Genomic DNA, 21,436 nt, shown 5'->3' on the forward strand with positions numbered 1-21,436 from the left:
CGCCCTGGTCATTATTGTTGCCTTCTTCCATCAGTGGGTGCTGACGTTCTGACCCCCGCGCCGCGGGAATAACACCCACGCGCGGACCCCTGGCCCCGGCTGGCGGTTATGTAAAAAGAACTGGGCGTCATGCAGCTGAGCGATGCGCGTGACGATGCTCAGTCCTAGCCCTATACCGCCGTAGCGACTGTCCATGCGCACGAAGGCCTTACTGAGTTCGCCGCTTTTCGCCTCATCAATCCCCGGTCCTTCATCTTCCACTGCCATCACCGGCATCAGACCCGCTTTCACCGACACGCGGATCGTCGACCCTTGCGGGCTGTAGCGATGGGCATTCTCCACCAGATTGCGCAGAATGACGCGGATGAGCGTCGCGTCGCCAGAGACGACGGCCTCGCTTTCGACATCCGTCAGCAGCAGCCGTTGCTGGCGCTCGGCCAGCATGGTCTCCAGCTCATCCTGCAGCGGTTTGACCACGTCATCCAGCAGCAGCACCTGCTGATAGCTGCCGGCGGAAAAGGACTGACCGACGCGCGCCAGCTGCAGCAGCTGCGAAATGCTGGTGGTCATCTGGTCGAGCCGCTGGATCAGCGGGTCGACGCCCATGCCGTGCACTTTCGCCAGCAGCTCAAGGTGCAGCCGCAGCCCGGCCAGCGGGGTGCGCAGCTCGTGCGCCACGTCGGCGGTAAACAGCCGTTCGCGATCGAGAGTCAGATTGAGGCGGGAAACCAGCTGATTCAGGGCGGTGGTCACCGCCGTCACCTCGGGCACCGATTCGCTGAGCACGATGGGGGTGAGGTTGTCCGGGGTACGACTCTCCAGCTCGCTTTGCAGACGTGACAGCGGGCGGGTGATTTTGCGTACCGCCAGCATGCTGATATACAGCGCCAGACCCACGATCAGCAGGCTCGGCACCAGCAGGCTGGCGACCGCTTCCCGAACCTCATGCTCCACATGCTTCTGGTTGTTGTGCCCTTCGATGGCGCTGGCCACCAGCAGCTGGATCTGCTCTTTGCTCTCATGCCATAGCCAGAAGACGCTGATCAGCTGGCAGACCACCAGAATGGCGCCGATGGTCAACAGCAGCCGGTGACGCATGGTCCAGTTTTCGGTTGCAAACAGAGCCATGGTCTATTCCGTATCGATGTGGTTAGCCAGCATATAGCCGAAGCCCCTGACGGTGCGGATCCGCGATTTGCCAATCTTATCGCGCAGGTTATGGATATGCACTTCCAGGGTATTGGTCGCTGGCTCATTGTCCCAGCTGTAGATATCGTTGTAGAGGATCTCACGATGTACCGGGCTGCCGGCTTTCATCATCAGCCGCGACAGCAGGGCATACTCCTTCGGCGTCAGATCCAGCGCCGTCTCACCGAGCCACACCTGGCGGCGGGTGACGTTGAGGCGCAGATCGCCGACGCTGATTTCGTTATCGCCCTGATTATTATGCCGACGGAGCAGGGCGCGAATGCGCGCGTTTAGCTCTTCCAGGGCAAAGGGTTTCACCAGATAGTCATCCGCGCCGGTGTCGAGACCGCTAATGCGATCCTCAAGGGTATCGCGGGCGGTGAGGATCAGCACCGGCTGGGTCATTTTCTCCCGCCGCATACGGGCGAGAAAATGTAGGCCGTCTTCGTCCGGCAGGCCGAGGTCGAGTACGATCAGGCTGTAGTGATTGCTGGCCAGCGACAGCGCCGCTTCGTGCGCCGTGGAGACGCCGTCGCACACGTATCCTTCACTTTGCATCGCCAGTATCAACCCCTGCAACAGCAGCGCATCGTCTTCAATGACTAAGATTTTCATCAACCAGCCTCTCTACATGGCGTTAAAATATCATCTGCCGCCTGGTACTCGTGGGTGCTGACGCCGAGCAGGCCGAGCAGGGTGGAGAACAGATTATCTTGTGAATAATCCTTCGTCTTAGCCTGTTGTTGCAAACACTGGCTGGAAACACCGTAACGTTGCTGGTAATCCGGCGACAGCCACAGCAGCATGGGCACGTGCTTTTGCGTATCCGGCGCAATGGAGTACGGCAGACCATGCAAATAGACGCCATTTTCGCCCAGCGATTCGCCGTGGTCGGACAAATAAACCAGGCTAGTGGTGAATTTGTCCTGTTTAGATTGCAGTAGTTTTATCGCTTTATCAACGACATAGTCGACATACAGAATGGTGTTATCGTAGGTATTGGTCAACTGTTGCTGCGTACAACTTTGGATTTCATTGGTATCGCAGGTTGGGGTGAATTTTTTGAATTCAGCCGGATAGCGATTGTAATAGGTTGGGCCGTGGCTACCGATGGTATGCAGCACAATAATGCCATCCTGTTGCAGGTTATCGATATAGCTGTCGAGATTATGGAACAGCACGTCGTCGTAGCACTCGCCGTCGATGCACTGTCCGGTTAGCTTCAGATCGGTCACGTTCTGGTGCGGTACCCGATCGCATGCCCCCTTGCAGCCGCCATCGTTGTCGTTCCACAGCACCTGGATGCCAGCGCGCTGCAGAATATCCAGGACGCCTTCCTGGTGATGGGCCAGCTCTTCGTCGTAGCGCGCGCGCGGCATATTGGAGAACATGCAGGGCACGGAAACCGCAGTTGCTGTGCCGCAGGAGGTGGTTTTCGGGAAGTACACCACGTTGTCCTGTTGCAGGCGCGGGTTAGTCTCCCGATCGTAGCCGCCCAGTGAGAAGTTATCCGCTCGCGAAGTCTCGCCGAGCACCACAATCGTCAGGTTCTTACGGGGACCGTTATGCATAACCGGTTTCTGCGTGGCATCTTCGCCAATCTTCACCAGCGGCAGGTTGTCCATGCGATGGTGCGCATACCAGGAGTTCAGCGCCACAATGCTGTTGGAGGGGCTCAGGGATTTCACCAGCTCTTTGTTGTTACGGAACACCGAGGCGTAATCTTTGTAGAACAGCGCGGCCACCAGAATTATCAGTAGTGCCGAAACGGCGATATTGAGCAGACGCATCGCCGCGCCGCGCCAGAAAGAGGCAGGTTTACGAACTTTAATCCACCAGGCCACCAGAACCATCAACAGGCCGGAAACTCCAAGCACGATGACCATTTTCGTCGACAGCAGAGCGAAGCTTTCCGCCGGTGTGGTATCGAAGATATTGGCGATCATCGAACGGTCAATCACCACGCCGAAGGACCAGATAAAGTACTGAGCCGAAGCGCTGAGTAGAATAAAAAGGCTAATCACCAGCCGGTCCAGCTTCAGGAACGAGGCGAGGGTGGTGAGGATATTCATCACGCAAATGGCCACGATTGGCATACTGAGGAATACCAGCCAGTTATGCAGGCTATTTACCGGCAGTAGCGGGAAAACCTGGCGATAAAAAGCCAGGTTGAGAAAGATACCGATATAGCAAGCAAAGAGAATCAGATACGTTGTGCGGCTGAGAACGGGCCGACGCAGAGGCAATAAAGACATAACACCTACCTACAGAAAGAGATATGGGTATAATGCCAGCTCTGTTTTAAGACAACCTTAAGATTTTAAGGTGCGCCGAAAGCCGATCCTCCGGCGCGCAGGATCAGCCCGGCAGCTGGAGCGCTTTCTCCAGCGCCCCGCGAAGCAGCGCCCGGTCATGGCGATAGGGAACGTCGCTGGCTTCCAGCGGCGTCTGAATTACCAGCCTGTTGTCGATGCCGCTGATATCGGCTTTTGGGCCGGCGATAACCGCATCCACCACCCGCTTGCCCACATAGCGCTCCATAATTGCGATGCGCTCCGCCAGCGACAGCCTCGCGGCCGGGCTGTGCTCTTTGCCGAGGTTATCGATAAACACCATTGGCGCCGGAGTGCGACGCAGCGCCTGGGCCATCTCGTCAAGCAGCAGGATTGGCAGCAGGCTGGTATAGAAACTGCCCGGGCCGATAAGGATCAGATCGGCTTCGGCGATGGCCTCCACCGCCTCACGGGTGGCCGGTACCGGCGGGGTGAGCATCAGCTCCTGCGGCACGCTATCGAGCTGATCGATATTGACTTCACCGTAAACTTCATGGCCTTCATGATCGAGCGCCATCAAATCCACCGGTTGTTCCGACATCGGAATAAGAAAAGCGTCCACTTTGAGCAGGTTTCTGATCAAATTGATCGCTTCCAACGGCCGCACGCTGAGGTGATCCAGCGCCTTTAACATCAGATTTCCCAGGTTATGGCCGGAAAGCTCGCCATTGCCGCTAAAACGGTACTCAAACATCGCCGACGCCACGCTCGGCTCGGCGATTAACTGATTGATGCAGTTGCGCATATCGCCCCAGGCAATGCCGCCTTCCGAGCGGCGGATCCGCCCGGTGGATCCCCCGTTGTCGGTGGTGGTCACAATGCCAGTCAGCCGTGAGCCCAGCGAGGACAGGGAGGACATTACCCGACCCAGACCATGCCCGCCGCCGAGCGCCACCACCCGATCCAGGTCAGCGAATGTACGATTGCGCATAGAAATTCCTTATTTCATATAAACGGCCACACACTACCCGATCTACCCCTAAAAGACGATGGGAGGAGCCCGACAAACTGACCGATATCAAGGCAAAAAGATGATTTATGGCTATTCTGTAGCGAAAATGCACGAAGGTAGCGATATATACAAGAATATATAGCGAAATCGCAAATGGCGAAACCGCCTGGAACGCGCTACTATCGGCATAACCTGTTAACACTCTAGCCTCTTCGCCTGTGTCAAAAGATATGGCGGTTTGGCCGCGACGCCGCCGGTTGTCGCCAGGGCGTGGGAAGAAATGACCGCGTCTCCCGTATTTGGAAAGGTGTATATGGCCTCACAGCTTACCGATGCATTCGCGCGTAAGTTTTATTACCTGCGTCTGTCGATTACCGATGTGTGCAATTTCCGTTGCACCTACTGCCTGCCGGATGGCTACAAGCCCGGCGCCGTCAATAACAACGGCTTTCTTAGCGTAGACGAAGTGCGCCGGGTCACGCGCGCTTTCTCCGCGCTAGGCACTGAAAAAGTTCGCCTCACCGGTGGGGAACCCTCCCTGCGCCGTGACTTCACCGAGATCATCGCCGCCGTGCGTGAAAACCCGGCGATCCGTCAGATTGCCGTCACCACTAACGGTTATCGCCTGGCGCGCGATGTCGAACGCTGGCGCGATGCCGGGCTGACGGCGATCAACGTCAGCGTCGATAGCCTCGACGCCCGCCAGTTCCATGCCATCACCGGCCAGGATAAATTCCACCAGGTGATGGACGGGATTGACGCCGCCTTCGCCGCGGGCTTTGACAAGGTGAAGGTGAATACCGTACTGATGCGCGATGTTAATCATCATCAGCTTGATACCTTCCTCGCCTGGATCCAGCCGCGTCGTATTCAGCTGCGTTTTATTGAGCTGATGGAAACCGGCGAGGGCAGCGACCTGTTCCGCCGTCACCATCTCTCCGGCATGGTGTTGCGCGACGAGCTGCTGCGTCGCGGCTGGATCCACCAGATCCGCCAGCGAAGCGATGGTCCGGCGCAGGTCTTTTGTCATCCGGACTACGCCGGCGAGATCGGCCTCATCATGCCGTACGAAAAAGACTTCTGCGCCACCTGCAACCGTCTGCGCGTCTCCTCCGTCGGCAAATTGCACCTGTGCCTGTTTGGCGAAGGCGGCGTCGACCTGCGCGACCTGATGGCCGATGATCGGCAGCAGGCCGCGCTGGAAGCGCGGATCGCCGAAGCCTTAACCCATAAAAAGCAGACCCATTTCCTGCATCAGGGCAACACCGGTATTACGCAGAACCTGTCCTATATTGGCGGATAATCGTTTTCGAAAGGAGCATTCAGATGAGCCAGGCTAGCGCTGAGTTTATTCCGACCCGTATTGCTATTCTTACCGTTTCCAGTCGTCGCGGCGAAGCGGACGACACTTCCGGCCACTGGCTGCGTGAGGCGGCGCAGGAGGCGGGGCACCATGTCGTCGATAAGGCGATAGTCAAAGAGAACCGCTACGCCATCCGCGCCCAGGTATCGGTGTGGATCGCCAGCGATGAGGTTCAGGTGGTGCTGATCACCGGCGGGACCGGGTTCACCGAAGGGGACCAGGCGCCGGAAGCGCTGCTGCCGCTGTTTGACCGTGAGGTGGAAGGTTTTGGCGAAGTGTTCCGCATGCTGTCGTTCGAAGAGATCGGCACCTCGACGCTGCAGTCCCGGGCCGTGGCCGGCGTCGCTAACCACACGCTGATCTTCGCTATGCCGGGCTCGACGAAAGCCTGCCGCACGGCGTGGGACAACATCATTGCCCCGCAGCTGGATGCCCGCACCCGTCCTTGTAATTTTATTCCTCACCTGAAGAAATAATGTATGTCACAACTGACCCATATTAACGCCGCGGGCGAAGCCCATATGGTGGATGTCTCCGGCAAAGCGGAAACGGTACGCGAAGCGCGCGCCGAGGCTTATGTCGAGATGCAGGCGACAACCCTGGCGATGATTATCGACGGCAGCCATCATAAAGGCGACGTTTTCGCCACGGCGAGGATCGCCGGGATTCAGGCGGCCAAGCGCACCTGGGAGCTGATCCCGCTGTGTCATCCGCTGATGCTCAGCAAAGTGGAAGTCAATTTGCAGGCGCAGCCGGAACATAACCGGGTGCGCATCGAATCGCTCTGCCGCCTGACCGGCAAAACCGGCGTCGAGATGGAAGCCCTTACCGCCGCCTCGGTTGCCGCGCTGACCATTTACGATATGTGCAAGGCGGTGCAGAAGGATATGGTGATTGGCCCGGTGCGCCTGCTGGCGAAAAGCGGCGGCAAGTCCGGCGATTTTAAGGTGGACGAACGCCATGATTAAGGTTCTGTTTTTTGCCCAGGTGCGCGAGCTGGTGGGGACTGATTCGCTGACTCTCGACGCCAGCGAGCTGGCCACCGTTGAGGCTGTGCGTCAGCAGCTTGCCGCTCGCGGCGATCGCTGGGCGCTGGCCCTGGAGGAGGGCAAGCTGCTGGCGGCGGTTAACCAGACGCTGACCGCCTTTGACCATCCTGTCGCCAGCGGGGATGAAGTGGCGTTCTTCCCACCGGTCACCGGGGGCTGACATGACGCAAACTCGTATCGTCGTTAGCCCGGCGCGCTTTAGCGTTGGCGAGGAGTATCTCTGGCTGGCCGAACGCGATGAAGACGGCGCGGTGGTTACCTTCACCGGCAAAGTGCGCAATCACAACCTCGGCGACAGCGTGAAAGCGCTGACTCTTGAGCACTATCCGGGGATGACCGAGAAATCGCTGGCGGAGATTGTCGACCAGGCGCGCGAGCGCTGGCCGCTGGGCCGGGTGACCATTATCCATCGCATCGGCGAAATGTGGCCGGGGGAAGAGATTGTGTTTGTCGGCGTCACCAGCGCCCACCGCGGCAGCGCCTTCGCCGCCGGCGAGTTTATGATGGACTACCTGAAAACCCGCGCGCCGTTCTGGAAACGCGAGGCGACACCGGAGGGCGAGCGCTGGGTCGATGCCCGCGACAGCGATCGTCAGGCGGCAGAGCGCTGGTAGTGTGATACGCTTACAGAGTGAAACTTTGTTAATCAGGAGAGAGTCATGGACAGATATCCGCGTTCCGATTCAATAGTGCAGGGCCGCAGCGGCCTGCAGACTTATATGGCGCAGGTGTACGGCTGGATGACGGTCGGCCTGCTGCTGACGGCGTTTATCGCGTGGTTTGCGGCGAATACCCCGGCGGTGATGATGTTCGTCTTTTCGAGCAAAATCACCTTTTTCGGGCTGATCATCGCCCAGCTGGCGCTGGTGTTTGTGCTGTCGGGGATGGTGCACCGGCTGAGCCCCGGGATGGCGACCACCCTGTTTATGCTCTATTCGGCGCTCACCGGGTTGACGCTGTCGAGCATTTTTATCGCCTACACCTACTCCTCCATCGCCAGCACCTTTGTGGTCACCGGCGGGATGTTCGGGGCGATGAGTCTGTACGGATACACCACCAAGCGCGACCTGAGCGGCTTCGGCAGCATGCTGTTTATGGGGCTGATTGGCATCGTGTTGGCGTCGCTGGTTAACCTGTGGCTGAAGAGCGAGGCGCTGATGTGGGCCGTGACCTACATCGGGGTGGTGCTGTTTGTCGGCCTGACCGCCTACGATACCCAGAAGCTGAAAAACATCGGCGAGCAGATTGATACCCGCGACAGCGCCAATCTGCGTAAATACTCGATCCTCGGCGCCTTAACGCTGTATCTGGATTTCATCAACCTGTTCCTGATGCTGCTGCGTATTATGGGCAACCGCCGCTAACCTGTTTATATCAAAGGGTTGCATCCCCGATCGCCCGGCAAGCGCAGCGCCGCCGGGCGAGACGTCAGGCACGGTACCCGTGGTATTGCCGGGTGGCGGCTGCGCCTTACCCGGCCTACAGGCTCCTCTCACAGGCTCAGACCCCGTTGGTCCGCGCAAGCGCAGCGCCGCCGGGCGAGACGTCAGGCGCGGTACCCGTGATGTTGCCGGGTGACGGCTGCGCCTTACCCGGCCTGGAGGACCCTCTCACAGGCTCAGACCCCGTTGGTCCGCGCAAGCGCAGCGCCGCCGGGCGAGACGTCAGGCACGGTACCCGTGGTATTGCCGGGTGGCGGCTACGCCTTACCCGGCCTACAGGCTCCTTTCACAGGCTCAGACCCAGTAGGTCCGCGCAAGCGCAGCGCCGCCGGGCGATTTCATTCGCGGGCCAGCTTGCGCTGGTTCTTTTGCCGCAACTTTTTCGCCCGACTCTCCAGCAGCAAATAGGCCACCGTCGCCAGCAGCAGCGGCAGGAAATAATAGAGCGCGCGCCAGGCGAGGAGAGCGGCGATGATCGCTCCCTTCGAAATCTCTTCCCCGGAGAGCATGGCGATGAACACCGCCTCCAGCACGCCAATCCCGGCCGGAATGTGGATAATCACCCCGGCGATACTGCTCACCAGCAGTACCCCCAATACAAGGAAATAGTTAATCTCGCTGCCCAACAGCAGCCAGATGATCGCCCCCATCGCCATCCAGTTCGCCGCCGAGACCCCCATCTGCAGCAGCGCGAATCGCCAGGAGGGCAGCACCAGCCGCTGACCTTTGATCGTCAGGTGACGGCGTTTGGCGAAGGCGCAGCCAAACAGATAGCACAGCGTGAGAAACAGCATCACTCCGCCGATAATGCGCAGAGTGGTCTGACTGATGTACCAGTGCGGCGGCAGCTTCACCAGATCCGCTGTAAATATCACCCCACCGAGCAGGATATAGCCCAGCCAGTTGGTGGTGATGCTTAATGAAAAAATACGGGTGATGGTGCCGCCGTTGAGCCCCAGCCGCGAGTACAACCGGTAGCGCATGCCGATGCCGCCGACCCAGGTGCTGAGGGTCAGGTTGAAGGCATAGCAGATAAACGACACCAGCATCACCTGGCGTTTCGCCAGCTTATGCCCACAATAGGCCCGGCCAAGCAGATCGTAGCAGCCGTAGATCAGATAGCTGACGATGACCAGCGCAATGGCGCTGAACAAGGCCAGCCGATCGTAGCCGCGGATCACCTTCCATACTTCCTGCCAGTCGACCTTCTGCGCGTAAATCACCAGCAGGACGATCACGGCGATAAAAAAGAGTACGGTCAGCACTCTTTTTGCCATCCGCCAGCGAGGGTGCGATTTGCTCATAGTGGATTATCCCTGGTAGGTGACTCGACGCGATCCTGAGTTTCAATCTCCGGCTGCACCGGCGGGCTGACCCTGGCCAGCCGCGGAGTATGGGCCGGCAGCCAGCCGACCCACGCCGGAAAGTGGCGCAGAAAGTGGAAGGCCATCACGCTCACCCCCAGCCGCCACCAGTTGCGTTTCGGCAGCATCGTTTTATCGATCCGCTGACAATCCCGGGCGATAAGCCCGTTAAGATTATCGCGCAGCGTCTGGTTAAACACCCGGTCGTGGATGATCAGATTGGCTTCCAGATTCAACGACAGGCTGAGCGGATCGAGGTTGCTCGACCCGACGGTGGCCCAGTGGTCGTCCGCGAGGGCGACTTTGCCATGCAGCGGACGGCGGCGATATTCGTAGATCTGCACGCCGCCTTTGACGAGGTAGTGGTAGAGCAGGTGGGCGCCGAACTTCACAATCGGAATATCCGGTTCGCCCTGGACGATCAGCTTCACCCGCACCCCGCGCCGCGCGGCATTGCGCATCGCATGCAACAGACGGTAGCCGGGGAAAAAATAGGCGTTCGCGATTATCACCTCCCGGCGGGCGCTGGTCAGCATCTTCAGGTAGTGGCGTTCGATATCGTCGCGGTGATCCTGGTTATCGCGCCAGACGAACAGCGCCTGCGCCTCGCCGGGGGTCTGGTTGATCTCCGGCTGATGGCGACGACGGCGCCACCAGCGGCGGGCGGTTTCGCTGTTGGGCAGATTCTCCAGTTCGAACTGCAGAATATCGAGCACCACCGGCCCTTCGACCTGCACCGTGTAATCCTGTTTGGCCTCCGGGCCATAGTCGCTCATATGTTCGGCGGAGTAGTTGATGCCGCCGACAAAGGCGGTGGTGTCGTCGATCACCACGATTTTACGGTGCATACGACGGAACAGGTTGGTACGCATTCCCATCAGCTTAGGGCGCGGGTCGTAATAGCGGAAAATCACCCCCGCGGCGGTCAGTTCACCGACAAACTCATCGCTAAGATCCGGCGAGCCGTAGCCGTCAAGCAGCACTTCCACCTGGATGCCGCGGCGTGCTGCCTTCAGCAGAACCGCGTGCAGCCGCCAGCCGACCTCATCTTCAAACCAGATAAAGGATTCGAGGATCACCCGCCGGCTGGCGCGACCGATGGCCGCAAACAGCGCCGGATAGTACTGGTCGCCGTTCTCCAGTAGCGTAATGCGGTTGCCTTCCTGCCAACGACATTTCACAAATGAATCTCCACGCTAAGGGGGGCATGATCGGACAGATGCCGCCACTGTTTGAGGGCCAGCGCCTTCGGGCGGCTGGCGTGGGCGTTCTTGACGTAAATGCGATCGAGGCGCAGCAGCGGAAAACTGACCGGAAAGGTGCGCGCCGGCCGTCCGCGGGCGCGGGTAAAGATCTCTTCCAGCCCTGCCTGGGCCTTTAACGGCTGGTTAGCCTGCTGACGCCAGTCGTTAAAATCTCCGGCCACCACCACCGGCTCGCCGGCGGGCAGGGTATTGACCCACTCCGCCAGCATCGCCAGCTGCGCCTGCCGCTGGTCGGCACGCAGTCCGAGATGGACGCAAATGACGTGAATCGTAACGCCGCTCTGCGGCGGTACGATGCGGCAGTACAGCAGGCCGCGTTTCTCCCCATTGCCGACCGAGATATCGCGATTTTCATAGTATTCAATCGGGAAGCGCGACAGCACGGCATTCCCGTGGTGACCTTCCGGATAGACCGCGTTGCGCCCGTAGGCGTAGTCGCTCCACATGGTGTCGGCAAGAAATTCGTAATGGGTCTTATCTGGCCAGTTTTCGATATGCAGCGGGTGAACTTCGTGAGCGCCCATCACTTCCTGCAGGCAAACTATGTCAGCGCTGACGCTGCGAACGGCTTCGCGCAGCTCGGGCAAAATAAAACGCCGATTAAACGCCGTAAAGCCTTTATGGGTGTTAATTGTCAGCACGTTCAACGAAAATCCCGACGTTGGCTCAGCCATAATTCTCCAGTAAATGTCACTTTCCTGAATAAAATAGTGTAGTAGACGTCACAAAAAGATGCGGTGATACGGAATTTTCCGTAAAGTGCGGTACTCTGAGTAGCAGAGAAAAATCCTTCAGGAGAGAAGCCATGAAGTGGCAACAACGTGTACGCGTCGCAACAGGTCTTAGTTGCTGGCAGATTATGTTGCATCTACTGGTCGTGGCAGTGCTGGTGATGGGATGGATGAGCGGCGCGCTGGTGCGCGTCGGATTAGGGCTGTGCGTCCTCTACAGCGTCACGCTGCTGGCGATGCTGTTTCTGCAGCGTCACCATGAGGCGCGCTGGCGCGATGTGGGAGACTTCCTTGAGGAGCTCACCACCACCTGGTACTTCGGCGCCGCCATGATAGCGCTGTGGCTGCTGTCGCGCGTACTGCACAACAACCTGCTGCTGGCTCTCGCCGGGCTGGTGATACTGGCAGGCCCGGCGGTGGTCTCGCTGCTGGCGAAAGATAAAAAATTACGCAATCTTTCTTCGGAACATCGCATACGCCGCTGAGCCGGTGGTGGCCGCTATGACCAGTAGCGGCCACAAACTTCCCCACACAATCTCCAGACTCGCATCCTTCAAATAAATTTGCTTGGTGATATCGGTAAAGTGGCGGATCGGGTTTATCCACGTCAGATCCTGCAGCCACTGCGGCATGTTTTCCACCGGTGAAACATAGCCGGAGAGAAGAATCGCCGGCATCATAAAGACGAACACGCCAATAAACGCCTGCTGTTGCGTTGAACATAGCGATGAGATCAATAAGCCAAATCCCACCAGCGACAGACCGTAAATCACCATGGTGAAATAGAACAGCAGCAGCGAGCCGGCAAACGGGATCTGATAGGCCCAGATACCAATCGCCAGCACGATAGTCGCCTGCAGGGTGGCGACGATCAGCGCCGGTACCGCTTTACCGACAAAGATTTGCCAGGTGGCGAGGGGCGAGACCAGCAGCTGATCGAGGGTGCCCTGCTCGCGCTCGCGGGCCACCGACAGCGAGGTGACGATCATCACTCCGATGGTGGTGATCATGGCGATGAGCGACGGCACCACGAACCATTTGTAGTCGAGATTCGGGTTATACCAGTTGCGCACCACCAGTTCGCTGTTGTTCGGCTTCGCTTTGTCCTCCAGCAGTTCCTGCTGATAATTTTTCACGACCTGTTGCAGATAGTTGGCGGCGATTTGCGCGCTGTTGGAGTTGCGCCCGTCGAGCAGGAGCTGCAGCGGGGCGGTTTGATAGTTGTCGAGGTTGCGAGAGAAATCCGCCGGGAAGCGCACCACCAGCAGGGCTTTTTGTTCATCGATGGTCGGCTGGATCGCCTGCGGGCTTTTCAGCAGCAGAACGTGGGTAAAGGCTTTGGCGCGGGCGAAGCGCTGAGTGAGTTCCACCGCGTGGCGACCGCTGTCTTCGTTGTAGATGGCGATGGTGGCGTTGGTCACCTCCAGCGTCGCGGCAAAGGGAAACAGCAGCACCTGAATCAGCACCGGCATGATTAAAATTGCCCGCGTCTGTGGTTCGCGCAGCAGCGACTGCAGCTCTTTGCGAATCAATGTCCATAAACGGTGAAACATAATAGCTCCTTTGGCCCATTCAACAACGCCGGGCGGCACTGCGTTTGCCCGGCCTGGGAGGATCGGCGAACCGTATAATCGATGTTGGTTAAACCGTAGGCCCGGTCAGCACAGCGCCACCGGGCAAAACCTAATCCAGACGCCGCTTGGTTTTCAACCATGTCAGACCGATAAACATCACCGCCGAAGCAATCAAAAACAGCACATTCACCAGCAGTACCACTGGAATATTGCCCGCCAGAAACAGGCTTTGCAGGGTGTTGACGAAATAGCGCGCCGGGATCACGTAGGTCACGGCGCGGATCACCGCCGGCATACTATCTATCTGGAAAATAAACCCGGACAGCATAATCGACGGTAAAAACGCGGCGTTCAGCGCCACCTGCGCGGCGTTAAACTGGTTGCGGGTAATGGTTGAGATAAGCAGCCCCATCCCCAGGGTGCTGAGCAAAAACAGACTGGTGATGACAAACAGGATCGGCAGCGAACCGCGATAGGGCACGCCGAGAATAAATACTGACACCAGCATACACAGCAGCATCGCCAGCATGCCGAGGAAGTAGTAGGGAATGAGCTTGCACAGCAGCAGTTCGGCGCGGGTGATCTCCGTCGACAGTAGCGCCTCCATGGTGCCGCGCTCCCATTCGCGCGCCACCACCAGCGAGGTCAGTATCGCGCCGACTACGGTCATGATAATGGTGATCGCCCCGGGGATAATAAAGTGCTGGCTGATAGCCGCCGGGTTAAACCAGTAGCGCATCTGCACGTCGATCAGCGGTTCAAAGGTCTCGCCGCGATCTTCCGCCCGCTGCTGCTGCCAGATCTGCCAGATCCCCTCCACGTAGCCCTGGGCGAAGTTAGCGGTATTGGGCTCGCTGCCGTCGGTGATGAGCTGGAGCGGCGCGCTGGCGCCGGGGCGGGCCATCTGGCGGTCGAAGTCCACCGGAATGACCACCATGGCGCGGATGCGACCGGCCTGCATCAGCTGAATTAACTGCTGGCGATTATCGCTGACGGTGGCGTCGATGTAGGGTGAGCCGGTCATGGTATGGACGAAATCCAGCGCCTCTTCGCTCTGCTGCTCCAGCAGAACCCCCACCCGCAGCTTGCTGGAGTCGAGGTTAATGCCGTAGCCGAAGATAAACAGCAGCAATAGCGGGATCACCACCGCAATCAGCCAGCTGCTGGGATCGCGGACGATCTGCCGGGTCTCTTTCACGCACAGGGCGCGGACCCGTCGCCAGGAGAGAAGGTTACTGCTCATGGCCATTCTCCTTATCCCAACGGTTAATCAGGGTAATAAACGCCTGCTCCATGGTCGGGTCCGTCTGGTTGTCATCCGCCGCCTGGGCCTTCAGCGCGTCCGGGGTGCCGCTGGCGATAAGCTTGCCGTGATAGACCAGCCCAATGCGGTCGCAATACTCCGCCTCATCCATAAAGTGAGTGGTGACCATCACCGTCACCCCTTTATCCACCATGCTGTTGATATGCAACCAGAATTCGCGACGAGTGAGGGGATCGACCCCGGAGGTGGGTTCGTCGAGAAACAGAATGTCTGGCTCATGCATCAGCGAGCAGGCCAACGCCAGCCGCTGCTTATAGCCGAGCGGCAGCTCGTCGGCGGCGTGGCGGGCAATGCTGTTCAGACCGAAGGCATCGCTCATGCGGGCGATTTTGTCATTTTGCGCCCGACCGCGCAGGCCGTAGACGCCGGAGAAAAAGCGCAGGTTCTGCTCGACGCTGAGGTTGCCGTACAGCGAAAATTTTTGCGCCATATAGCCCAGATGCTGACGCGCCTTGCCGGAGCTGACCTTAAGATCCATCCCCAGCACCAGCGCTTTGCCGGAGGTGGGCACCAGCAGGCCGCACATCATTTTGAAGGTGGTGGATTTACCGGCGCCGTTGGGGCCGAGCAGGCCGAAGATCTCGCCGCGCTTGACCTGGAAATCGACGTGGTCGGTGGCGGCGAAATCGCCAAATTTTTTCGTCAGCGACTGCGCCTCAATCACCGTTTCGTCTTTACTGCCGTCAACGCGATGGATAATCGCCCCCAGCGGCGATTCGGCGGTGCCGGCGCCGCCAAGCAGGTCGATAAAGGCGTCTTCAAAGCGCGGCGCGGTGTCGGCCACCTGCAGCGGCGGCATATCGTCATGTTCCTGAACCTCATCGATGCGGGCCTCCTTTTTCAGGATCAGACGCACCGATTTGCCCTGAATCACGCCGTCGCTAACCTGCGGCAGCTTCAGCGCCCGCTGCAGCAGGCGGCGGTTGTTCTCCTGCGGGCTGGAGACCAGAAAGCTGCGCCCGGCCATGGTTTGCGTCAGGGCCGTCGGCTCTCCTTGATAAAGCAATTTGCCTTCGTTCATCAGCAGCACATCGCGACACTGCTCGGCTTCATCGAGATAAGAGGTGCTCCACAGGATCAACATGCCGTCGCCGGCCAGCTCGTGCACCATCTGCCATAGCTCGCGGCGGGAGATCGGGTCGACGCCGACGCCGGGTTCATCCAGCAGCAGCACCTTCGGGTCACCCACAAGGGTACAGGCGAGCCCCAGTTTTTGCTTCATACCGCCGGAGAGCTTGCCCGCCAGCCGTTCGGTGAACGGGCCAAGGGCGGTAAAATCCAGCAGGCGGTCGAAAATTTTCTTCCGTGCCTCGCCGGTGACGCTGCGCAGGTCGGCGTACAGGGTCAGGTTTTCCATCACCGTCAGATCTTCATACAGGCCGAACTTCTGCGGCATATAGCCGAGCACCGCGTGCAGAGCGCTGTCGTCTTTTAGCGGATCAAAGCCGATCACCCTGGCGCTGCCCTCATCAGGCTTGAGCAACCCGGCGAGCATCCGCATCAGGGTGGTTTTCCCTGCGCCGTCGGGGCCTACCAGCCCGGTGACGTAGCCGGCGCGGATCGTACAGGTCAGCGGCGCCACCGCTGGCCTGTCCATCCCGGGGAAACGGCGGCTCAGGCCGTTTAAGGCGATGACGGCCTCACTCATGTCCGTTCCCGTGGTTAAAGGAGACGGTCACCGGCATCCCCTGGCGCAGGGCGTCGTCGGCATCGGTCACCACAATACGCAGACGATAGACCAGATCGGTGCGCAGGTCCGGCGTCTCGACAGTCTTCGGCGTGAACTCAGCGCTTGGCGAGACAAAGCCGATTTTGCCGTGATAGGGCTTATCCGGCCGGCTGTCGGTATAGAGCAACACCTCTTGTCCCGGCTGCGCCTGGCCGAGGTTTGTCTCATCAACGTAGGCTCGGACCCATACCGGATGGGTTAATGACAGCGTCAGCACCGTGCTGCCGGCGTTGAGCATGGTGCCGGGCTCGACGGCGCGGGTCATCAGCGTGCCGTCGGAAGGGGCGGTCAGCACCGTATCGTGCAGGTCCAGTTTGGCCTGCGCCAGCGCTGCCTGCGCCTGTTCGAGGCTGGCTTTGGCCTGGGCTATCTCCTGCGGACGGTTGCCGGCGCGGTATTGACGCAGTTTATCCTGCGCTGACTTCAGCGTTGCCTGCGCCTGGTCGCGCGAGGAGCGGGCGTTCTCCAGATCGTTGGCGGAAATGGCGCTGCTGGCGCGTAAACCCAGCTGGCGCTGATAAAAGTTTTGCGCGTAGTCGTAAGCGGCCTGCGCCTGATTTACCGCCGCCGCGGCCTGGGCAATCTCTTCCGAGCGGTAGCCGGCCATCATCAGGTCATACTGCGCCTGGGCGGTGGAGACGTTGGCCTGCGCCTGCAGCAGGGCGTTTTCATAGGGAGCTCGGTCAAGCGCGCCGAGGGTTTGCCCGGCGCGGATGCTGTCGCCTTCGTCGACGGTCAGCGAGGCCAGCCTGCCGCCGACGCGGAAGCTCATATTGACGGTGCGGATATCGACATTGCCATACAGGGTCAGCGGCTGCTGCCGGCTGCTCTGGTACCACCACCAGCCGCCGCCCAGCGCGGCGAGAAGAATCACGATCAGCAGAATGACGACGACGGGTTTTTTCATCAGCCCAAACTCCTTTGCGATAACCCATGCAGGATGAAATCGATATGACAGGTAATGACCTCAAAAATCTGTTCGGTTTTTTGCGCGTCAAACTGCGTCCAGCCGGTGCGCAGCAGGATAGTTTCACGCCCGAGACGGAAAGCGAGCACCTCGCCCAGCAGGGCGTGGGTATGAAGGATCATTTGCGTATCACCGGCATCGCGGCCGGTCCAGGCGGCGATTAGCCGGGTGAGATAGTGGTGCAGGGGGGCGATCACCTGCTGGTGGATCAGATGGTACGCAGCGGTGGGCGCCAGCTGTTCCCGGGAAATAAATTTGCTCAAGTTGACCGTATCCTCCTGGGTCAGCAGCAGGATCATGTTATGGCAGGCGCTGAGGATAAGGGCGCGGATCGCCTGGCGATCCGGCGACTCTCCGGCGAGCAGGGCCTCCGCCGCTTCGGCGTGCGGGCGAAAATTGTCACCGATAAAATCGGCGATCCACTGGCCGCAGGCGAGATACAGGTCGTCTTTCGAGCCAAAATAGTAGGTGATAGCGGCGATATTCTGCCCGGCCTGGGCGGCGATGTCGCGGGTGGTGGCGTGCTGGCCGTACTCGCCAAACTGGGCGATAGCGGCCGCGATAAGCTGACTTTTTGCCTGTTCGCCTTTACTGGTCATCGCGCTCTTAAAAATTAATCAATCGATTGATTAACTTTAGGCGTCGACTGGCGCTTTGTCCACCCGCCAGGGCTAAATATGAAAGCCGTCTTCCTCTAGCTCCCCGGCGACCCAGGCGAAGAAGCGCTGCACTTTTTCCTTCTGTTCATTAGCGTGGGGAAGGACGAAGTGGTGCGCGCCGACCGGCATGCTCCGTTCGTCGGCAAACACCGGCGTCAGCTGTCCCTGGCGCACATGGCCGCCGGCCAGCAGATTGCTTTCCAGGATCACCCCCATCCCCATCCGGGCCGCCTCGATGCTCATGTACGACCGGTCGAAATTAAAGATAAAGTTTTTGTGCCAGCCGCGGACCTTGTGCCACGACAGCCAGTTGCTCCAGTTAATTAAGGTGCTGTCGGAATGGATCAGATCGCAGGCCAGCAGATCTTCCGGGGCGTGAACCGCATGGCGGGTTAAATAAGAGGCGGCGCTGTAGGGCAGGACGCACTCATTTTTAATGGTTCTGACCAGCAGCGTCGGCCACTGCGACAGCCCGTGGCGAATATCGATATCAATATTATCCCGGGAAAACTGGATGCTTTCGTAAGAGCAGGTGAGGCTGATTTTTAACTCCGGCCACGCCTGACGGAATTTATCCAGCCGCGGCATTAGCCACAGCAGGCCGAAGCTCGGCGCCGAGTGAATGCGTAAATAATCCTGATGAATATCGTTAATCACCTGGCTGGTGGCCTGGCCAATCATATTCAGCGCTCCGGAGACCTCTTTGAGATATTTTTCTCCCACCGCGGTTAACATCACACCTTTGCTGCTGCGGGAGAACAGTTTTTTTCCCAGCAAGTGCTCCAGACTGGCTATCTGATGGCTGACCGCCGAGGCGGTAATGTTGAGATTCTCTGCGGCCAGATTGAGGCTGCCGGTCGCGGCGACTTCAATAAAAGCCTGGATATTGCGTAAAGAGGGCATCGGCAGATTTTTATTGGGCAGTGGTTGACTCATGGCGGCATCCTGCGCGAGGCGCGAATAAAAGAAAATGGCGAACAGCGTGGCGCAGCCGTGATGAACAGCCCAGGGAAAAGCGAAAAAACCATTTTAATTTGTGATGGGCTTAACAATTTATCTTGTTAAAAGCACGCCTCTCAGTAAACGCTAAAAATTTGCGGGGAGTCACTAACTCAATTTTTTCAATCATAATTGAGCTTTTTTGAATACCTTTTCATTTTTGGGTTGTTATATTCCCCTCACAGGCCTGATCACAAACTGCGATGCGCTTGGATCGTAATAATAAAACACCTAACCACCTGTTTCGCTGTGCAAAAAGACATGTCTCTCTTGTTGCGCCGGGGCGCGTGAAACGCGGCGACCCAGACGGCAACCTACGGCGAAGTGGATGAGGTATAAGATGAGGAAACCCTATGTCACGTATAGATACGCTGGTCTGTACTGACGCCAGGAAAACAAAATATCGTTTTGTGGTTTTGACGATGATTTTCCTGGTGTATGCCATCAATTACGCCGACAGAACGAATATCGGCGCGGTACTGCCGTTTATCATTGATGAATTTCATATCAATAATTTTGAGGCCGGAGCGATTGCCAGTATGTTTTTCCTCGGCTATGCGGTCAGCCAGATCCCGGCCGGCTTTTTCATCGCCAGACGCGGCACCCGGGGGCTGGTTTCGCTATCCATTTTCGGCTTTTCCGCTTTTACCTGGCTGATGGGCACGGTGAGCTCCGTGTTTGGTCTGAAGCTGGTGCGGCTGGGCTTGGGGCTGAGCGAAGGTCCCTGCCCGGTGGGGCTGGCGTCGACGATAAATAACTGGTTTCCGCCGAAAGAGAAAGCCACAGCAACCGGCGTTTACATCGCGGCGACCATGTTTGCGCCGATTATCGTGCCGCCGCTGGCGGTGTGGATTGCGGTGACCTGGGGCTGGCGGTGGGTCTTTTTCTCCTTTGCCATTCCCGGGATCGTGGCGGCGATAGCGTGGTACCTGTTGGTCAAGTCAAAGCCCGCGGAGAGCGGATTTGTATCTCAAAGCGAACTGGCAGAGATTAACGCCGGGCGCGACAGCCATCATAACGACGGTGTACGCGAAAATATATTAATCGCCGATCGCTTCACCTGGCTGGATAAAATTATCCGGGTGAAAAAAATGGCGCCTGTGGATACGGCGAAGGGCTTATTTACCTCAAAAAATATTCTCGGAGACTGCCTGGCCTATTTTATGATGGTCAGCGTGTTATATGGGTTATTAACCTGGATTCCGCTGTATTTAGTGAAAGAGCGCGGTTTCGATGTGATGAGTATGGGCTTCGTAGCCAGTATGCCGTGCATTGGCGGCTTTATTGGCGCGATTGGCGGCGGATGGATTTCGGATAAATTATTAGGCCGCCGGCGCAAACCCACCATGATATTCACAGCGGTATCAACCGTAGTCATGATGTTAATTATGCTAAATATACCGGCAAGCACCCTGGCGGTCTGTATTGGTTTATTCTTTGTCGGTTTCTGTTTGAATATCGGCTGGCCGGCTTTTACCGCCTACGGTATGGCGGTTTCGGATACGAAAACTTATCCCATTGCCTCTTCTATTATAAATAGCGGCGGTAACCTCGGCGGATTTGTAGCGCCGATGGTGGCCGGTTTCTTACTGGATAAGACGGGGAGCTTTAATTCTGTATTTACCTATTTTGGTATCTGCGCCGCATTGGGTTTGGTGGTGATTCTTTTCCTCGATGAGCCACAATAACGAAAATAGATCCTGTTAATTAATATGACGTAATGTCATGGAGTGAAACTATGTTATTAAAAGATAAAGTCGCCATTATTACTGGCGCGGCCTCCGCACGCGGTTTGGGGTTTGCGACTGCGAAATTATTCGCCGAAAACGGCGCGAAAGTGGTCATTATCGACCTCAATGGCGAAGCCAGTAAAACCGCCGCGGCGGCACTGGGCGAAGGCCATCTCGGCCTGGCGGCGAACGTCGCCGACGAAGTGCAGGTGCAGGCGGCCATCGAACAAATTTTGGCGAAATACGGCCGGGTCGATGTGCTGGTCAATAACGCCGGGATCACCCAGCCGCTGAAGCTGATGGACATCAAACGCGCCAACTATGACGCGGTGCTCGATGTCAGCCTGCGCGGCACGCTGCTGATGTCGCAGGCGGTGATCCCCACGATGAGGGCGCAAAAATCCGGCAGCATCGTCTGCATCTCGTCCGTTTCCGCCCAGCGCGGCGGCGGTATCTTCGGCGGTCCGCACTATAGCGCGGCAAAAGCCGGCGTGCTCGGCCTGGCGCGAGCGATGGCGCGCGAACTTGGCCCGGATAACGTCCGCGTTAACTGCATTACCCCAGGGCTGATTCAGACCGACATCACCGCCGGCAAGCTGACGGACGAGATGACGGCCAATATTCTTGCCGGCATTCCGATGAACCGCCTCGGCGACGCGGTGGACATCGCCCGCGCCGCGCTGTTCCTCGGCAGCGACCTCTCTTCCTACTCCACCGGTATCACCCTGGACGTTAACGGCGGCATGTTAATTCACTAAGCGAGGCAC

At 58.3% G+C, this 21,436-nt stretch carries 23 protein-coding genes and 1 riboswitch; of the genes, 10 read left to right on the forward strand and 13 right to left on the reverse strand.

What is annotated here, in order from left to right; genetic code table 11:
* Positions 1-30: 30 nt before the first annotated feature.
* The 4 genes from pmrB to yvcK form a co-directional block, all read right to left on the reverse strand.
* Complete coding sequence (pmrB, locus tag KHQ24_RS04740; protein ID WP_004886129.1) at positions 31-1,128, reverse strand: two-component system sensor histidine kinase PmrB; 1,098 nt, start codon at positions 1,126-1,128, stop codon at positions 31-33.
* Positions 1,129-1,131: 3 nt separating this feature from the next.
* Positions 1,132-1,803 (reverse strand): two-component system response regulator PmrA, encoded by a 672-nt coding sequence (gene pmrA, locus KHQ24_RS04745; RefSeq protein WP_004886130.1) that lies wholly within the window; start codon positions 1,801-1,803, stop codon positions 1,132-1,134.
* Positions 1,803-3,443, reverse strand: a complete 1,641-nt coding sequence (gene eptA / locus KHQ24_RS04750) for a phosphoethanolamine transferase EptA (protein ID WP_004886132.1) — start codon at positions 3,441-3,443, stop codon at positions 1,803-1,805. Before eptA ends, pmrA begins: the two co-directional genes overlap by 1 nt.
* Before the next feature lie 103 nt (positions 3,444-3,546).
* Positions 3,547-4,452 (reverse strand): uridine diphosphate-N-acetylglucosamine-binding protein YvcK, encoded by a 906-nt coding sequence (yvcK, locus tag KHQ24_RS04755; RefSeq protein ID WP_004886135.1) that lies wholly within the window; start codon positions 4,450-4,452, stop codon positions 3,547-3,549.
* Between the two features lie 208 nt (positions 4,453-4,660).
* Positions 4,661-4,799: riboswitch (molybdenum cofactor riboswitch) on the forward strand.
* On the opposite strand from yvcK, the gene moaA reads away from it, so the two are divergent.
* The 6 genes from moaA to KHQ24_RS04785 all read left to right on the forward strand — a co-directional run bounded on the left by moaA (position 4,787) and on the right by KHQ24_RS04785 (position 8,249).
* Entirely contained in the window at positions 4,787-5,776 is a 990-nt protein-coding gene (moaA, locus tag KHQ24_RS04760; protein WP_017900173.1) for a GTP 3',8-cyclase MoaA, read from the forward strand. It overlaps the preceding riboswitch by 13 nt.
* Positions 5,777-5,799: 23 nt before the next feature.
* Complete coding sequence (gene moaB / locus KHQ24_RS04765; protein WP_004886139.1) at positions 5,800-6,312, forward strand: molybdenum cofactor biosynthesis protein B; 513 nt, start codon at positions 5,800-5,802, stop codon at positions 6,310-6,312.
* 3 nt (positions 6,313-6,315) lie between these two features.
* A complete protein-coding gene (moaC, locus tag KHQ24_RS04770) occupies positions 6,316-6,804 on the forward strand; it encodes a cyclic pyranopterin monophosphate synthase MoaC (RefSeq protein ID WP_004886142.1) in 489 nt (162 codons plus the stop codon).
* Positions 6,797-7,045 (forward strand): molybdopterin synthase sulfur carrier subunit, encoded by a 249-nt coding sequence (gene moaD, locus KHQ24_RS04775; protein WP_004886145.1) that lies wholly within the window; start codon positions 6,797-6,799, stop codon positions 7,043-7,045. Before moaC ends, moaD begins: the two co-directional genes overlap by 8 nt.
* Before the next feature lies 1 nt (position 7,046).
* Complete coding sequence (moaE, locus tag KHQ24_RS04780) at positions 7,047-7,499, forward strand: molybdopterin synthase catalytic subunit MoaE (RefSeq protein WP_004886150.1); 453 nt, start codon at positions 7,047-7,049, stop codon at positions 7,497-7,499.
* A 45-nt stretch (positions 7,500-7,544) separates the two neighbouring features.
* A complete protein-coding gene (locus KHQ24_RS04785) occupies positions 7,545-8,249 on the forward strand; it encodes a Bax inhibitor-1 family protein (RefSeq protein WP_004886153.1) in 705 nt (234 codons plus the stop codon).
* Between the two features lie 416 nt (positions 8,250-8,665).
* Here the strand turns inward: KHQ24_RS04785 and KHQ24_RS04790 are convergent, their stop codons facing one another.
* From KHQ24_RS04790 to KHQ24_RS04800, 3 genes are read right to left on the reverse strand one after another with little or no spacing between them, the layout of a single operon-like run.
* Positions 8,666-9,631: a lysylphosphatidylglycerol synthase transmembrane domain-containing protein gene (locus KHQ24_RS04790; protein ID WP_017900169.1), complete on the reverse strand. Its 966-nt coding sequence runs from the start codon at positions 9,629-9,631 to the stop codon at positions 8,666-8,668.
* Positions 9,628-10,872: a cardiolipin synthase ClsB gene (gene clsB / locus KHQ24_RS04795; protein WP_004886156.1), complete on the reverse strand. Its 1,245-nt coding sequence runs from the start codon at positions 10,870-10,872 to the stop codon at positions 9,628-9,630. The genes KHQ24_RS04790 and clsB overlap by 4 nt, the downstream gene beginning before the upstream one ends.
* Positions 10,869-11,630, reverse strand: a complete 762-nt coding sequence (locus KHQ24_RS04800) for an endonuclease/exonuclease/phosphatase family protein (RefSeq protein WP_004886158.1) — start codon at positions 11,628-11,630, stop codon at positions 10,869-10,871. Before KHQ24_RS04800 ends, clsB begins: the two co-directional genes overlap by 4 nt.
* Positions 11,631-11,761: 131 nt before the next feature.
* On the opposite strand from KHQ24_RS04800, the gene KHQ24_RS04805 reads away from it, so the two are divergent.
* A complete protein-coding gene (locus KHQ24_RS04805; protein ID WP_012542390.1) occupies positions 11,762-12,172 on the forward strand; it encodes a YbhQ family protein in 411 nt (136 codons plus the stop codon).
* Here the strand turns inward: KHQ24_RS04805 and KHQ24_RS04810 are convergent.
* The 6 genes from KHQ24_RS04810 to KHQ24_RS04835 form a co-directional block, all read right to left on the reverse strand.
* The gene (locus KHQ24_RS04810) at positions 12,134-13,240 is read right to left on the reverse strand and encodes an ABC transporter permease (protein WP_004886162.1); all 1,107 of its coding nucleotides are present in this window, start codon (positions 13,238-13,240) and stop codon (positions 12,134-12,136) included. The two genes, KHQ24_RS04805 and KHQ24_RS04810, sit on opposite strands and share 39 nt — an antisense overlap.
* Positions 13,241-13,370: 130 nt before the next feature.
* Entirely contained in the window at positions 13,371-14,504 is a 1,134-nt protein-coding gene (locus KHQ24_RS04815) for an ABC transporter permease (RefSeq protein ID WP_004886164.1), read from the reverse strand.
* Positions 14,494-16,233, reverse strand: coding sequence for an ATP-binding cassette domain-containing protein (locus KHQ24_RS04820; protein ID WP_032455747.1), 1,740 nt, complete (start codon positions 16,231-16,233; stop codon positions 14,494-14,496). The genes KHQ24_RS04815 and KHQ24_RS04820 overlap by 11 nt, the downstream gene beginning before the upstream one ends.
* Complete coding sequence (gene hlyD / locus KHQ24_RS04825; protein ID WP_065696739.1) at positions 16,226-17,221, reverse strand: secretion protein HlyD; 996 nt, start codon at positions 17,219-17,221, stop codon at positions 16,226-16,228. Before hlyD ends, KHQ24_RS04820 begins: the two co-directional genes overlap by 8 nt.
* Entirely contained in the window at positions 17,221-17,895 is a 675-nt protein-coding gene (gene cecR, locus KHQ24_RS04830; protein WP_085956527.1) for a transcriptional regulator CecR, read from the reverse strand. Before cecR ends, hlyD begins: the two co-directional genes overlap by 1 nt.
* Before the next feature lie 57 nt (positions 17,896-17,952).
* Positions 17,953-18,876, reverse strand: coding sequence for a LysR substrate-binding domain-containing protein (locus KHQ24_RS04835; RefSeq protein WP_023320018.1), 924 nt, complete (start codon positions 18,874-18,876; stop codon positions 17,953-17,955).
* On the opposite strand from KHQ24_RS04835, the gene KHQ24_RS04840 reads away from it, so the two are divergent.
* The 3 genes from KHQ24_RS04840 to KHQ24_RS04850 all read left to right on the forward strand — a co-directional run bounded on the left by KHQ24_RS04840 (position 18,868) and on the right by KHQ24_RS04850 (position 21,427).
* Entirely contained in the window at positions 18,868-19,005 is a 138-nt protein-coding gene (locus KHQ24_RS04840) for a hypothetical protein (protein WP_032425862.1), read from the forward strand. The genes KHQ24_RS04835 and KHQ24_RS04840 overlap by 9 nt on opposite strands.
* Positions 19,006-19,292: 287 nt before the next feature.
* Positions 19,293-20,627, forward strand: a complete 1,335-nt coding sequence (locus KHQ24_RS04845) for an MFS transporter (protein ID WP_004886173.1) — start codon at positions 19,293-19,295, stop codon at positions 20,625-20,627.
* Positions 20,628-20,677: 50 nt separating this feature from the next.
* Positions 20,678-21,427, forward strand: a complete 750-nt coding sequence (locus KHQ24_RS04850; protein WP_017900162.1) for an SDR family NAD(P)-dependent oxidoreductase — start codon at positions 20,678-20,680, stop codon at positions 21,425-21,427.
* The last annotated feature ends 9 nt before the right edge of the window (positions 21,428-21,436 follow it).

This window comes from Klebsiella sp. 54 (assembly GCF_018223875.1).
Lineage (GTDB): Bacteria > Pseudomonadota > Gammaproteobacteria > Enterobacterales > Enterobacteriaceae > Klebsiella > Klebsiella quasipneumoniae.

Bases quoted from the DNA above. Each gene is read 5' to 3' on its own strand.
- pmrB (WP_004886129.1), bottom strand. From the start codon at position 1,128: ATGGCTCTGTTTGCAACCGAAAACTGGACCATGCGTCACCGGCTGCTG.
- KHQ24_RS04850 (WP_017900162.1), top strand. From the start codon at position 20,678: ATGTTATTAAAAGATAAAGTCGCCATTATTACTGGCGCGGCCTCCGCA.
- moaE (WP_004886150.1), top strand. From the start codon at position 7,047: ATGACGCAAACTCGTATCGTCGTTAGCCCGGCGCGCTTTAGCGTTGGC.
- eptA (WP_004886132.1), bottom strand. From the start codon at position 3,443: ATGTCTTTATTGCCTCTGCGTCGGCCCGTTCTCAGCCGCACAACGTAT.
- moaA (WP_017900173.1), top strand. From the start codon at position 4,787: ATGGCCTCACAGCTTACCGATGCATTCGCGCGTAAGTTTTATTACCTG.
- pmrA (WP_004886130.1), bottom strand. From the start codon at position 1,803: ATGAAAATCTTAGTCATTGAAGACGATGCGCTGCTGTTGCAGGGGTTG.
- KHQ24_RS04785 (WP_004886153.1), top strand. From the start codon at position 7,545: ATGGACAGATATCCGCGTTCCGATTCAATAGTGCAGGGCCGCAGCGGC.
- KHQ24_RS04845 (WP_004886173.1), top strand. From the start codon at position 19,293: ATGTCACGTATAGATACGCTGGTCTGTACTGACGCCAGGAAAACAAAA.
- KHQ24_RS04810 (WP_004886162.1), bottom strand. From the start codon at position 13,240: ATGTTTCACCGTTTATGGACATTGATTCGCAAAGAGCTGCAGTCGCTG.
- hlyD (WP_065696739.1), bottom strand. From the start codon at position 17,221: ATGAAAAAACCCGTCGTCGTCATTCTGCTGATCGTGATTCTTCTCGCC.
- moaB (WP_004886139.1), top strand. From the start codon at position 5,800: ATGAGCCAGGCTAGCGCTGAGTTTATTCCGACCCGTATTGCTATTCTT.
- moaC (WP_004886142.1), top strand. From the start codon at position 6,316: ATGTCACAACTGACCCATATTAACGCCGCGGGCGAAGCCCATATGGTG.
- yvcK (WP_004886135.1), bottom strand. From the start codon at position 4,452: ATGCGCAATCGTACATTCGCTGACCTGGATCGGGTGGTGGCGCTCGGC.
- KHQ24_RS04790 (WP_017900169.1), bottom strand. From the start codon at position 9,631: ATGAGCAAATCGCACCCTCGCTGGCGGATGGCAAAAAGAGTGCTGACC.
- KHQ24_RS04815 (WP_004886164.1), bottom strand. From the start codon at position 14,504: ATGAGCAGTAACCTTCTCTCCTGGCGACGGGTCCGCGCCCTGTGCGTG.
- KHQ24_RS04835 (WP_023320018.1), bottom strand. From the start codon at position 18,876: ATGAGTCAACCACTGCCCAATAAAAATCTGCCGATGCCCTCTTTACGC.
- KHQ24_RS04820 (WP_032455747.1), bottom strand. From the start codon at position 16,233: ATGAGTGAGGCCGTCATCGCCTTAAACGGCCTGAGCCGCCGTTTCCCC.
- KHQ24_RS04805 (WP_012542390.1), top strand. From the start codon at position 11,762: ATGAAGTGGCAACAACGTGTACGCGTCGCAACAGGTCTTAGTTGCTGG.
- KHQ24_RS04800 (WP_004886158.1), bottom strand. From the start codon at position 11,630: ATGGCTGAGCCAACGTCGGGATTTTCGTTGAACGTGCTGACAATTAAC.
- moaD (WP_004886145.1), top strand. From the start codon at position 6,797: ATGATTAAGGTTCTGTTTTTTGCCCAGGTGCGCGAGCTGGTGGGGACT.